This window comes from Chthoniobacterales bacterium, assembly GCA_018883245.1.
In the GTDB taxonomy this organism is placed as follows: domain Bacteria; phylum Verrucomicrobiota; class Verrucomicrobiia; order Chthoniobacterales; family JACTMZ01; genus JACTMZ01.
Map to the genome: position 1 here is coordinate 20,203 of VEQL01000030.1, position 12,997 is coordinate 33,199.

Annotated in this window: 12 protein-coding genes; 8 read left to right on the forward strand and 4 right to left on the reverse strand. The window is 61.3% G+C overall.

The genetic code is table 11. The features are described from left to right. Positions 1 to 34 precede the first annotated feature (34 nt). Positions 35 to 1,420 carry a class II fumarate hydratase gene (gene fumC, locus FGM15_10300; protein ID MBU3666247.1) on the forward strand — a complete coding sequence of 462 codons (1,386 nt, stop codon included), beginning with the start codon at positions 35 to 37 and terminating at the stop codon, positions 1,418 to 1,420. Between the two features lie 74 nt (positions 1,421 to 1,494). Continuing rightward, positions 1,495 to 1,977: a peroxiredoxin gene (locus tag FGM15_10305; protein ID MBU3666248.1), complete on the forward strand. Its 483-nt coding sequence runs from the start codon at positions 1,495 to 1,497 to the stop codon at positions 1,975 to 1,977. 55 nt (positions 1,978 to 2,032) lie between these two features. Here the strand turns inward: FGM15_10305 and FGM15_10310 are convergent, their stop codons facing one another. Continuing rightward, positions 2,033 to 2,317, reverse strand: coding sequence for a type II toxin-antitoxin system prevent-host-death family antitoxin (locus FGM15_10310; GenBank protein ID MBU3666249.1), 285 nt, complete (start codon positions 2,315 to 2,317; stop codon positions 2,033 to 2,035). A 46-nt stretch (positions 2,318 to 2,363) separates the two neighbouring features. Between FGM15_10310 and FGM15_10315 the strand changes: the two genes are divergently transcribed. Beyond that, positions 2,364 to 3,416, forward strand: a complete 1,053-nt coding sequence (locus tag FGM15_10315; protein MBU3666250.1) for a metal-dependent hydrolase — start codon at positions 2,364 to 2,366, stop codon at positions 3,414 to 3,416. On the opposite strand, the gene FGM15_10320 is transcribed toward FGM15_10315, so the two are convergent. From FGM15_10320 to FGM15_10330, 3 genes are read right to left on the reverse strand one after another with little or no spacing between them, the layout of a single operon-like run. Next, the gene (locus FGM15_10320; GenBank protein MBU3666251.1) at positions 3,373 to 4,380 is read right to left on the reverse strand and encodes a dihydroorotate dehydrogenase-like protein; all 1,008 of its coding nucleotides are present in this window, start codon (positions 4,378 to 4,380) and stop codon (positions 3,373 to 3,375) included. The two genes, FGM15_10315 and FGM15_10320, sit on opposite strands and share 44 nt — an antisense overlap. Before the next feature lie 2 nt (positions 4,381 to 4,382). After that, a complete protein-coding gene (nifJ, locus tag FGM15_10325; GenBank protein ID MBU3666252.1) occupies positions 4,383 to 7,961 on the reverse strand; it encodes a pyruvate:ferredoxin (flavodoxin) oxidoreductase in 3,579 nt (1,192 codons plus the stop codon). A 43-nt stretch (positions 7,962 to 8,004) separates the two neighbouring features. Then, on the reverse strand, positions 8,005 to 8,934 hold the full coding sequence (locus FGM15_10330) for a class I SAM-dependent rRNA methyltransferase (protein MBU3666253.1): 930 nt from the start codon (positions 8,932 to 8,934) through the stop codon (positions 8,005 to 8,007). Between the two features lie 75 nt (positions 8,935 to 9,009). Between FGM15_10330 and FGM15_10335 the strand changes: the two genes are divergently transcribed. The 5 genes from FGM15_10335 to FGM15_10355 are packed head-to-tail and all read left to right on the forward strand — an operon-like array spanning position 9,010 to position 12,819. Next, complete coding sequence (locus tag FGM15_10335) at positions 9,010 to 9,711, forward strand: DUF3431 domain-containing protein (protein ID MBU3666254.1); 702 nt, start codon at positions 9,010 to 9,012, stop codon at positions 9,709 to 9,711. A 10-nt stretch (positions 9,712 to 9,721) separates the two neighbouring features. Further along, positions 9,722 to 10,558 (forward strand): rhomboid family intramembrane serine protease, encoded by an 837-nt coding sequence (locus tag FGM15_10340; GenBank protein ID MBU3666255.1) that lies wholly within the window; start codon positions 9,722 to 9,724, stop codon positions 10,556 to 10,558. Positions 10,559 to 10,561: 3 nt separating this feature from the next. Next, complete coding sequence (locus FGM15_10345; protein MBU3666256.1) at positions 10,562 to 11,260, forward strand: DUF2270 domain-containing protein; 699 nt, start codon at positions 10,562 to 10,564, stop codon at positions 11,258 to 11,260. After that, a complete protein-coding gene (gene mazG / locus FGM15_10350; GenBank protein ID MBU3666257.1) occupies positions 11,248 to 12,042 on the forward strand; it encodes a nucleoside triphosphate pyrophosphohydrolase in 795 nt (264 codons plus the stop codon). Before FGM15_10345 ends, mazG begins: the two co-directional genes overlap by 13 nt. A 27-nt stretch (positions 12,043 to 12,069) precedes the next feature. Next, positions 12,070 to 12,819 (forward strand): amino acid ABC transporter permease, encoded by a 750-nt coding sequence (locus tag FGM15_10355; GenBank protein ID MBU3666258.1) that lies wholly within the window; start codon positions 12,070 to 12,072, stop codon positions 12,817 to 12,819. The last annotated feature ends 178 nt before the right edge of the window (positions 12,820 to 12,997 follow it).

Below are 12,997 nucleotides of genomic sequence, written 5' to 3' on the forward strand. Positions count from 1 at the left end.
TTTTGATGCCGCAATCTGCGGCCCAGATATCCCTATGAAGACACGCCGTGAAACCGACACCATGGGGGCTATTGAGGTTCCCGCCGACCGCTACTACGGGGCGCAAACAGCCCGCTCCCTCGTTCATTTTGACATAGGGGACGACACCAAGCCGCGGGAGCTTGTCCGCGCCTTGGGAATACTCAAAAAGGCCTGCGCGCTGGTGAATCAGGACCTCGGCAAGCTTCCGGCGGACAAAGCGAAACTCATCGCGCAGGCCGCCGACGAGGTGATCGCGGGCGAACTCGACGAGCACTTCCCTCTCCGCATCTGGCAGACCGGTTCCGGCACCCAGAGCAACATGAACGCCAACGAGGTCATCTCCAACCGCGCCATCGAAATTGCCGGCGGGGAGATGGGATCGAAAACGCCGATCCACCCGAACGACCACGTGAACATGTCCCAGTCGTCGAACGACACATTTCCCACGGCCATGTCCATCGCCGCCGCGGAAGTCGTCGTCCATAAGCTCCTGCCGGCGGTGCGCGAGCTGCGCGACACGCTGGACAAGAAAGCCAAAGACTTCGCCAAGATCGTCAAAATCGGCCGCACGCATTTGCAGGATGCCACTCCCATCACGCTCGGACAGGAATTCTCCGGCTACGTGGCCCTGCTCGACGCCGACCTCGCGCGGATCGACGCCTCCCTGCCGGGCATCATGTCATTGGGCATCGGAGGCACCGCCGTGGGCACCGGTCTCAACTCGCACCCGGAATTCGGCGAGCGCGCCTCAAAAAAAATCGCCGAACTAACCGGCCTGCCCTTCACATCGAATCCCAACAAGTTTGCTTCGTTGTCCGCCCATGACGAGTTCGTCTTCGCCTCCGGAGCGCTCAAGACCCTCGCCTGCTCGCTCATGAAGATCGCCAACGACATCCGCTGGCTAGCCAGCGGGCCACGCTGCGGCCTCGGCGAACTCACGATACCCGAAAACGAACCCGGCTCGTCCATCATGCCCGGCAAGGTCAACCCCACCCAGAGCGAGGCCATGACCATGGTGTGCTGCCAAGTGATGGGCAACGACGCCGCCATCGGGTTCGCCGGGTCGCAGGGAAACTTCGAACTCAACGTCTTCAAGCCCGTCATCATCCACAACTTTCTCCACTCGGTCCGGTTGCTGTCCGATGCCTGCCATTCCTTCAATCACCATTGCGCCGTCGGCATCGAGCCGAACATGGACCGTATCAACCATTACGTGCAGGACTCGCTGATGCTCGTCACGGCGCTCAACCCGCACATCGGCTATGACAAAGCCGCGCAGATCGCCAAGAAGGCGCACAAGGAAAAAACCAGTCTGCGCGAAGCGGCCATCGCTTCCGGCCACCTCAGCGGCGAACAGTTCGACCAATGGGTCAACCCCGAAGCCATGACCCGTCCTTGACCCTGTTCGTTTTCTTCTTTCAAATCTGCTTTTCGATATCTCTCAACACTCAACCCTAAACTCTCAACCAACTCATGCTTACCGTAGGAACCACCGCGCCCGACTTCGCCCTCTCTTCCAAAAACGCCGACGGCCTCAACTTGGTCAAACTCTCCGACCACAAAGGCAAAAACGTCGTCCTCCTTTTCTTCCCCATGGTTTACACCAGCGTCTGCACCGACGAGTTCTGCTCGGTGTCGAAAGGCTTGTCCGATTTCGCCGGAGCCGAAGTCATCGGCATCAGCGGTGACAACCCCTTCGCGCAGGAAGCCTGGGCGCAAAAAGAAGGCATCAAGGTGACCTTGGCCAGCGACTACGACCACAAAGTCGCGCAGGCCTACGGCATCGCCTACGCGCAATTCGCCCCGCAACTCAATCTCCCTATGGGTGGCGTGCCCAAGCGCTCGGCCTTCATTGTCGATAAAAACGGCGTCATTCAATACGCTGAATCCCACGACGATCCGCGCCAGCTGCCCAACTTCGACACGATCAAAGCGAAGCTGTCCGAGCTGAAATAGCGGCCTTCTCACGCTCTTGTGGCGGCGGTCTTCTATGGCCGCCGGGCCTATTCCATCAAACGGCTCTGGAAAGCCTCGTAGACCCAACGCCGCGCTCCTCTCGGTGCTCGCGGATCGCCTTCATCCCCGCCGGATCAGCCAGAATCTCCATCGTCTCAGCGAGGGCCTCCATCCTCTCGATCGACATCATCACGGCCACCGCCTTTCCCTGCTTGGTAATGGTCACAGGATGATCCGCAGCGTCCCTCACCACCGCGAAAAACTGCTGCTGGGCGGCTTTTACAGTGTAGGAGTCAGCCACCCCCAGAAGCATGCTTTTTTCATTGAAAAACAGCACCACGGATCATCAAGACTCGGGACACTTTCGGGACTAAAGTTGCGACCTTATGGACTCACTGACCCAGATCACCCTCGGCGCGTGCGTGGCGGCGGCATGTGTCCCGCCGGAGCAGCGGCGCAAAGCCGCGCTGGTCGGCGCCGCACTCGGCACTTTGCCCGATCTGGATGTTTTTATCGATTACGGCGGACCAGTGGAAAACTTCACCATGCACCGCGGGTTCAGCCACTCGCTGTTTGTTTTGGCCGGATTCGGAGCATTGCTCTGGATCGCACTGCGAAGATTGTGGCCGGCCGCTCGCCAAGCACCGGGACGATGGTTCGCCGCCATCTTTCTCGCACTCCTCACCCATCCTCTGCTCGATGCGCACACTGCTTATGGCACACAACTTTTCTGGCCGTCCGGATCCAACCCGGTTTCCTGGGCCACGATCTTCATCATCGACCCGCTTTACACACTGCCGCTGCTCGCCGGAATGATCGCCGTTCTCATCCGCCCCGCATCGAAAGCTGCCGGACGGTGGCTAATGGCCGGACTGGCCTTGAGCACGCTTTACCTCGGATGGTCCTGGACTGCTCGGACCATTGTCACAGCCAACGCCCAACGGAGCCTCGATGCCCAAGGCATCACCGATGTGCGGCTCTTCATCACCCCCGCACCCCTCAACACGCTGCTGTGGCGCGTGGTGGCAAAGACCAACGGCGGCTACTACGAGGGACTCGACTCGGTTGTGGCCGACGACGGGTCCATCGAGTTCATTTTCCGTCCATCGGACGACCAAGCGCTCGCCGCCGCGCTTCCTTACGTTCCCGCGGCACAGCGACTGCAATGGTTCGCCAACGGCTTCGTCGGCGCGGCTGTGCAGGATGACACGCTCACCATGACCGATCTGCGCATGGGACAGCACCCTGACTACGTTTTCCGCCATTCGGTGGCGCGACGTGGGAATCCGCACTGGCATGCCATCGAAGCACAGCGGTTGCCAACCAGGATTGGAACAGAATTCCTTGCTTCGCTCTGGCGGCGAATCTGGACCGATGCGGCCGTGACGACCGGATTTACTGCGCCGCCACGCGCCCGCCCCAGCTCTGCAGGACTTTGAGATAGTTGGCACGCTCGAATGCCGCAGGGTCCGGACACGTGCGGAGATTCATGCTGCCGCGCAACTGCGAGAGGCTGGCGTATTCGTGCTCTTCGAGCCAATTGGCAAAGAAACGCAGCACTTCGGCGAAATGGCCGGGACCTTGGCGCAGCAGCACGGATACAAGCTGGACGGTCGTCGCGCCGGCCATCACGGCCTTGATCGCATCCAAGCCGGTATGAACACCACCGCTCGCGGAAAGGTCCGCCGTGACCGTTGTGCTGAGGATGGCCAGCCAGCGCAGTCGCAAACGCAACTCGTAAGGATCCGACAACTGCAGGGTCGGCCGGACTTCCAATTCCTCCACATCCAGATCGGGTTGGTAGAATCGGTTGAAGAGCACCAAACCACGCGCGCCGGCATCCTGCAATTGGCGGACGAAATGCGGTAGCGCCGTGAAAAACGGAGACAACTTCACCGCCACCGGCACCGTGACCTTGGCCGCGACCGCCCGCGTGATATCTACCACCTGCGCCTCGACATCGGCGGAGCTTTTTCCGGGATCGGTCGGAAGGAAATACGTGTTGAGTTCGATCGCATCCGCACCCGCATCCTGCATGAGCTTCGCGTAAGCGATCCAACCGCCGGCAGTGACGCCATTGAGCGAGGCGATCACGGGAATGCCCACCGTCCGCTTGATCTTCGCAATCTGCTCCAGATAAGTGTCCGGCCCGAGGGGAAACTGGTCGGCCGCCGGAAGGTAGGTGGCTGCTTCGGCGAACGAGTATTCGTGGGCATCGACATCCTCCATCTCAGCCCGCGCCTCCATGGCAATCTGCTCCTCGAAAAGCGAATGCATCACCACGGCCGGTGCCCCGGCATCCTCGAGCCGCCGCACATTGTCCAAATCGTCCACCAAGGGCGAAGCACCAGGAATCAGCGGGTTTTTGAGCTTCAGGCCGAGATATTCGGTGGTCAGATCCATGGTCAGTTTGCCGAAGGCTCGGGTGGCACCTTCATGGCGTCGCGCAGCCTTTCGTATTCCGCAAAGTGTGCCTGCACATGACGCTGCGCGGCCTCCTGCAGTTGCTTGGCGTGCTCAGGATTCACGCGCTCGAGCGCGCGGTAGCGCAGTTCGTTGGCCAGATACTTCGAGAGAGGAACCTTGGGCGGGCCGGAATCGAGTTTCAGCGGCTCTTCGCCAGGGCCCGTCCGCCGCGGGTTGAAGCGGAACAGAGGCCAGTAGGCCGAATCGACGGCGAGTTTTTGCTGCTCCAACCCATGGTGCATCCCGTAACCGTGCGCAATGCAGTGGCTGTAAGCGACAATGAGCGAAACACCCGGAAAAGACTCCGCCTCGGCAAAAGCCTGCACCGTCTGGCCGTCCTTGGCCCCGAACGCCACCCGCGCAACATAAGCCGTGCCGTTCATCATCGCATAAAGAGCGAGATCCTTCTTCGGCAACTCCTTGCCGGAAACAGCGAACTTCGCGGTGGCCCCGAGGGGAGTAGCCTTCGAAGATTGGCCGCCGGTGTTGGAATAGACCTCCGTGTCCATGACGAGGATATTCACGTCTCTACCGCTCCAGAGCACATGATCAAGGCCGCCGAAGCCTATGTCATAAGCCCACCCGTCGCCGCCGACGATCCACACCGACTTTTTGACCAAATAGTCTGCGAGCAATGAAAGCCGGCGCGCTTCGACGGTTTCACTACCGGCCAATTTCGACCGAAGCATGCGCACGCGTTCGCGCTGGGCGGCAACTGTTTCTTCGTCGCTGGCATAGCCCGCAAGCAGCGCGGCCACAAGTTCATCCCCGACTTGCGGCGCCAATTTTTTCAGCAGCTCGCATGCGTGCTCGTGATGCTTGTCCAGGGCAATGCGCATCCCGAGCCCGTATTCCGCGTTGTCCTCGAAAAGCGAGTTTGACCACGCCGGTCCCCGCCCCTCGCGATTGGTGGTGTAGGGCGTGGTGGGCAAGTTTCCCCCGTAGATCGAGGAGCACCCGGTTGCATTCGCGATGAAGAGCCTGTCTCCATACATCTGCGTGAGGAGCTTGAGATACGGGGTCTCGCCGCACCCCGCGCAGGCGCCGGAATATTCGATCAGCGGCTCGAAAAACTGCGTCGCCTTGACCTCGGCTTTCATCGTCCGGCGGTCGGGCTCCGGCAGCGCGAGGAAAAATTCGTAGTTGCGCCGCTCCTGCTCGCGCAGCGCGTGCTGCGGCGCCATATCGAGCGCCTTGTGCCGGGGATTGGCTTTGTCTTTCGCCGGACAAACCTGCACGCACAAAGTGCATCCCGTGCAGTCCTCGGGCGCGATCTGGATGGTGAAGTCCATGCCCTTGAGCGCGGTGGAACGGAACGCCGCATGCTTGAAAGTCTCCGGCGCGTGCTCCAGGGCTGACGGCTCGTAAAATTTCGCCCGCACCGCCGCGTGCGGGCAAACGAGCACGCATTTGTTGCACTGGATGCAAAGGTCGGCGTCCCATACCGGGATTTCCTGCGCCAGGTTCCGCTTCTCCCATTTCGTCGTTCCCATCGGCCAGTTGCCATCGACGGGAAAAGCGCTAACCGGCAAGAGGTCGCCTTTGCCTTCGAGCATGACAGCCGTGACCCGCTTGACAAAATCCGGCGCATGTTCCGGAACCACCGGGGGACGATGGCGCGTTGCATCCGCAGCCGCGGGCACCGGCACCTCGTGCAATGCCGCCAAGGTTGCATCGACGGCAGCAAAATTTTTCTGCACCACCTCGGCCCCCTTCCGCGCGTAGGTTTTTTCGATCGCCTTTTTGATCTGCGCAATAGCCTCGTCCCTCGGGAGCACCCCGGAAATGGCGAAGAAACACGTCTGCATGATCGTGTTGATGCGCCCGCCCATGCCGGTCTCCCGGGCAACGTTGTAGGCGTCGATGGTGTAGAGCCGCAACTTGCGCGCAACGATGATCTCCTGCGCCTCGCGCGGGAGCGCGGACCACACGGCATCAGGGCCGTGCACAGAATTCACCAGCACGACAGCGCCCGGGGCCGCGAGATCCAACACATCGAGTTTGTCGAAAAACTCCCATTGGTGAACGCCGACAAAATTCGCGCGGCTGACAAGGTAGGTGCTGCGGATCGGGTGCGGCCCGAAGCGGAGATGCGACACAGTCACGGCCCCCGCCTTCTTCGAATCGTAAACGAAGTAGCCTTGGGCGTAATTGTCCGTCCCCTCGCCGATGATTTTGATCGTGTTTTTGTTGGCGCCCACCGTTCCGTCCGAGCCGAGGCCGTAGAACACCGCGCGCGTCACCTCGTCAGGTTCGATGTCCCATTCGCGATCCCACGGCAGCGATGTGCCGCTGACGTCATCCATAATACCGACAGTGAAATGGTTGCGCGGCGCCTCGGACTTCAACTCGTCGAAAACCGCCTTGGCCATGGCGGGCGTGAACTCTTTCGAAGAAAGACCGTAGCGGCCTCCGACGACGACCGGGTTGCAACTCCTCGGCAAAAGTCCCGCGGCCCGCGCTTCGGCAAGCGATGTGACCACATCCTGATAAAGCGGTTCACCAACGGAACCGGGTTCTTTGGTGCGGTCGAGGACGGCGATCGCTTTCACCGAGTCGGGCAACGCCTCGGCAAAGCGCTGCACGGACCACGGGCGAAACAGGCGCACTTTGAGAACACCGGTCTTCTGGCCATGGCAGTTGAGCCATTTGCTGCATTCGGCCGAGGTCTCCGCTCCCGATCCCATGATCACGATCACGCGCTCCGCCCGCGGGTCTCCTTCGTATTCGAACAATCGGTAAGAGCGGCCGGTGAGGCTTGCGAACCCGGCCATAATTTCCTCCAGCGCACCCGGCACCGCGGCATGAAACGGGTTGCACGCCTCGCGGGCCTGGAAAAACGTGTCGGGGTTCTGCGCCGTCCCGCGGATCACCGGCGCGTCGGGCGTGAGCGCCCTCCGTCGGAAGGCATCCACATCCTCCTCGCGCACCAGCCTCCGGAGCAAATCGTCCGTCAGCAATTCAATCTTGCCGACCTCGTGCGACGTGCGGAAGCCGTCGAAAAAATGAATAAAAGGCACGCGTGTGCGCAAGGTCGCGGCGTGCGCTATGGCCGCCATATCCTGGGTTTCCTGAACGTTGCCCGAGCAAAGCATGGCCATCCCGATTTGACGGCACGCCATCACGTCCGAGTGGTCGCCGAAAATCGAGAGAGCGTGGGTAGCAAGAGTCCGCGCCGCGACATGCGCCACGAAGGGCAGCAACTCTCCCGCGATCTTGTAGAAGTTCGGGATCATCAGCAGCAGCCCCTGCGAGGCCGTGAACGTCGTGGACAATGCTCCCGCTTGCAGCATGCCGTGCACCGCACCGGCGGCGCCGCCCTCGCTCTGCATCTCGATGATACGCGGGACCGTGCCCCAGATGTTTGTGCGGCTTTTCGCTGCCCACTCGTCACAGGATTCCGCCATGGGAGATGACGGCGTGATCGGATAAATCGCGATGGTTTCGCTCAGCGCATACGCAACCGCGGCAGTGGCTTCATTTCCATCCACTGTGGCCCTGCGGGCGCCGTCAATCATCGCTTCAGCATCGTAAACAAAAGCTTCCCCGACGGTCAAATGTTCACGCCCTCTGCAAACGCCATGAAATGGCACCGCAAGGAATCTCGCGAGGTGTCTCGCCGGGCGTGATCGTGAAGCGCGTGCCGGCAAGGGAACTCCCGCAAAGATCGCGCAAATCCGCAGGCGACCACTGCGAGAAATTGGACGAGACAAGCAACCACCCGCCGGCATCGAGCAACCCGAAGCATTCCCGCACCAGCAACGGCAGGTCCTTTTCAATGCGGAACACGCGCCCGCCTGCCCGCCCGAAAGTCGGCGGATCCAGAATAATGAGGTCGAACTTTTCCCCGCGTCTTGCCAAACGCGGCACGACTTTCGTGACATCATCCGCAAGAAAGCGGTGGCCTTCGGAAGGATCAATGCCGTTGAGAACGAGGTTGGCACGTCCCGCCGCCAGCGCGTGCTTCGACGCATCGACGCTGCAAGTGACACCCCCGGCCGCAGCCGCGCAGACCGTGAAGCTGCAGGTGTAAGCAAAAAGATTGAGCATGCGCGACGGCCGGACACTTCCAACCCATCGCCTGTTGAGCCTTTGGTCGAGAAACAGGCCGGAGGAATACCCGCCCTCCGGATGCACGGAGTATGACAGTCCTGCTTCGCGGACAACAATGACACCCGGAGGTTCGCCGGCAGCCAACTGCGCGGGCTTTTGGTCCTTCGCACTCCGCGCAAGCCCGCGGACGAGATATCCCCTCGCGGCAAAGCCGTATCTGGCGATCATTTCCGTGCGCAGAAAGGCGGCATCGGGCGGGGCAGCCCCGCTCCACAGCAGCCAGTCACCGTAACGGTCCAACCACCCTTTCCCGCCCGTGGCCACCCGATGCGCGTCCGTTTCTTCACCGGCGAGCTGCTGCCACGTCTCCTGCTCGATCCACTGCATGACCGCAGAAGATGCCCGAGATGATTTGCCCCGCCAACCCCGTGTTTGCATTCTCGGGACGATGCCCGTCCGGTTTCAGCCCGTCCCTCTACGCGACCAAACCGGCAAGTCACCTGAAAAAGCCCGATGAATCCGCGATTCGAACTTGTCGTTGCGCGACACTGCGAGAGTCTTGCTTGGCTGCGGCGGGTGCCGCGGGAGTTCCGTGTGACGGTCTACGACAAAGGCGACGGTCGATACGGGGGAATCCCCCTGCCGAACACAGGCCGCGAGGCCCACACTTACCTCCACCACATCACGGAGCGGCACAGCTCGCTCGCAGATGTGACCGTCTTTGTGCAGGGGCATCCCTTCGACCACGCGCCGGACCTCCATGTCCGCCTGCGTGCGCTGGCCAATGGAACCGAAACGGTCGGCGACTTCCGGTGGCTCGGCTTTCTGGCCGACACGGACGATCCGCGCGGACGCCGCCTCTTTGTGCCTTGGAGCAAGAATCCGGAACGATGCGAACTCGAACTCGACCGCTTTCATCGCGAACTGTTTCGAGAGGCGGGTCCGGACTATTACCGTTTTTTTGCGGGCGCGCAATTTGCCGCCACCCGCGAAGCCATCCGCCGCCGCGATGCGCTGTTTTACGCTCGCGCGCGGGACTTGGCCGTCTCGTTCCCCCACGCGGCGCACTGCTATGAGCGCTGCTGGGACCGGGTGTTCGGGGCCGACGGCACCGCGGGGCTGTTGCCCGACGGCCGGATGACTGCCTATTTCAAACCTGTAAAGCGACTGGTCGCCACCAAAGACCCGCTTGTTCCCCCGGCCGGGCCGCGCTAATTTGCAGATCGTGATCGCGCACCGCAGCCCCGAGAACCAAGACCCGATCACTTGGGTCGGCCGCGTGCCGGTGTATGCCACCACCATCATTGTGGCACTCTACGCCGCGAGTATGGTTGCCGTGGCTGTCGCCTTGGCCTCCGCGGGAAGCGCCCCGCTGGAGCGGTTCGGCTTCGATACGTGGGCCGTCCTGCACAAGTTCGAGATATGGCGATGCCTGACCTACGCTTTCGTCAATCCCCCGGATCCGTGGTTCATCATCTCGCTCGTCATGCTCTACATCTTCGGTCGCGACTTGGAGCAATACCTCGGCAGAAAAGGTTTCGTCCGCCTCTATCTGGGCTTCCTTCTTCTCGGACCGTCCATCCTTCTCGCCGCAACGGCGGCTACCGGACAAAACTTCCAGCTTCTGCAAGGCTTCGCCAACTTTGCCGTCTTCCTCTCCTTTGCTGCTCTTTACCCGGGTGCGCAGCTGATTTTCCAGATTACCGCCAAGGCCTTCGCCTGGGTGCTGCTCGCCATTTCGGCCCTCCAACTCCTCGCATCACGGCAATGGACGGAACTGACCGTTCTTTTGGCGACGGCATTCCTTGCGTGGTATGCCATCCGCCACGGCGCGGCCCTCAATCTCAATTTCATCTCCCGCCTGCGCCCCGTCTCCCATCGCACGTCCCACCCCAAGCTCAGGATTGTAAAAGATCCTGATCCAACGCCCGTGGACCCCCATCGCATCATCGATCCTCTTTTGGACAAGATCTCGCGCGACGGACTCGCCAGCCTGACCCGGCGGGAACGTGAGCAACTGGAGCGTGCGCGTGCAGTGCTGTTGCAAAAGGAGCAGCGCTGATTCATGGAAGACCGCAAAACCAGCACGACAGGCACACGGGAACTCGAAGATCCGTGCTACGTCAATGCAATGTCGCATTTTTACCGCGGCGAACTCGGCCGCATCATGGTCTGGCGCCAGCGTCTGGACATCACGACCAACTGGGCCATCACCAGCACCACGACCATCATCACGGTGGCATTCTCGTTCCGTGATATCCCGCACATCGTGTTTTTCTTCAACCTTGTGATCGTGCTGATGATGCTCTGGATCGAGGCTCGGCGTTACCGCTTTTACGATGCCTTCCGGGGCAGGGTGCGGATGCTGGAATCGCATTTTCTCGTCGCCATCGTCTCGCGCAATCCCGCCCTGCTCGGGGGCGATTGGCAGAGGCTGGTCTGCGAGGACCTGATCCTGCCGTCGTTCAAGATCAGCAAACTCGAGGCCGTAGGCCGGCGACTGAAGCGCAACTACATTTTCATCATCGCCGTCATTCTCGTCGCATGGATGACCAAGCTGTTCATGCACGCCAAGCCGCCGATCCATTCGTTGGGCGCTTTCTACCAAGCGTTGGGTGTCGGCGAGCTGCCGGGCTGGTTTGTCGGCGTGATTCTGGCCTTCACCATCGTCGGTTCGATCGCCCTCACGTGGTATGTCTCGTTCAACACGGCCGGCGAAGTCACGGACCTCCGCGGCAGCCACAAAGAGCAATGGCGCATTTAGACAGTCTGCCGGGAGAACCCCTCGCCCGTCTCCGCGCCATTGTTGCCATCCTCCGCTCGCCGGAGGGATGCCCGTGGGACCGCGAACAGACCCACGAGAGCCTCCGCGCGGGACTGCTCGAGGAGGCGTGCGAGGCGATCGATGCCATCACCCGTGCGGACGACGCCAATCTCCGCGAAGAACTCGGAGATCTGATGCTGCAGGTGGTATTCCATGCCGACCTTGCGACGGAGCGCGGGGCTTTCACATTGGAAGACGCCGCCGCCCACGCTTGCGAGAAACTCGTGCGGCGACACCCGCACGTTTTCGGGGGTGCCGACGCGAAAGATACGCACGCCGTCCTCCGCCAATGGGAGCAGATCAAGCGCGAAGAGAAAGGAGCTTCGGCTTCGGTTATGGACGGCATCCCGCGGGCTCTTCCCGCCCTCGTCCGTGCGGCGAATGTGCAAAAAAAAGCCTCGCGCGTCGGCTTCGACTGGCCGGACGCCTCGGGCGTGATCGACAAATTCCGCGAGGAGGTTGCCGAACTTTCCGCAGAACTCGGCTCCGGCGACCCCGGCAAGCTGGAGCACGAGATTGGCGACATCCTTTTCACGGCTGTCAACATGGCCCGCAAGCTCGGCGTGGAACCGGAGCTTGCCCTCGAGAATGCCAACCAGCGCTTCATCGCGCGGTTCCGGCACATGGAAAAGGCAGCCGGCGAAACCGGCGGCAAGCTCGAGGATCTCTCGCCCGGTGAACTCGAACGCCTTTGGGAAAACGCGAAATCTCAGAAGCTGTAGCACCTCGGACTACCGGCTGCTGTTACCATGACCCGCCGCCACCACGCCATCAACTTGGCCATTTCGATTGCGCTCGGAGCGACCCTCCTCTCCGCTGCCAGCTTCGCGGTGCTGCAGGCTGCCTCGTGGAACTGGTCCTCCGTATGGAAATACCGCGAAGTGTTCTGGAAAGGCTGGATCACGACCATCTGGATCTCCGCCGCGGCACTGGTGCTCAGCGTTTTGCTCGGGCTTTTCGCGGCACTCGGCCGCCGTAGTCCGTATCCCGCGCTTCGCTGGCTGTCCGCCGGCTACGTGGAACTCATCCGCGGAACGCCGCTTCTCGTGCAGCTGCTCATCCTTTTTTACGTCGTCGCCGACGCGGTCGGGCTGCAGAACCGCTACACCGCCGGCATTCTGATTTTGTCGATCTTCAGCGGCGCCTACATCGCGGAGATGATCCGTGCCGGCATCGAAAGCGTGGGCAAGTCCCAGCTGGAGTCCGCACGAGCCATCGGCCTGACGCGATGGCAAACCTACCGGCACGTCATTTTTCCGCAGGCCATCCGCCAAGTCATTCCGCCGCTGGCCGGACAAGCTGCGTCGATCATCAAGGACTCGTCGCTCCTTTCCATTCTCGGCATCGAGGAGTTCACGCTCGCCGCGCAGCAGGTCAATTCCGCCACTTACAGCACGCTCGAAAGCTACCTTCCTCTCGCCGCAGGCTACCTCGTGCTGACATTGCCGATCTCCATCTTCGCCCGCCGGCTCGAACGCAAATTCCGCTATGAAACTTGATGAACAGTTGAGGGCTGAAAGATGAAAGTTGAGAGAAACAAAACCTCTCGTGCGAACCCTATCCGCCGAGGCTTGCTGCGCCGGCCCCCGTCCCGACGTTGTTTTCAGATCCCCGCTCCAACCCTCAACCCTCAACCCTCAACCCTCAACTAGCAATGCAACTCGAGTTGCAGCAGCT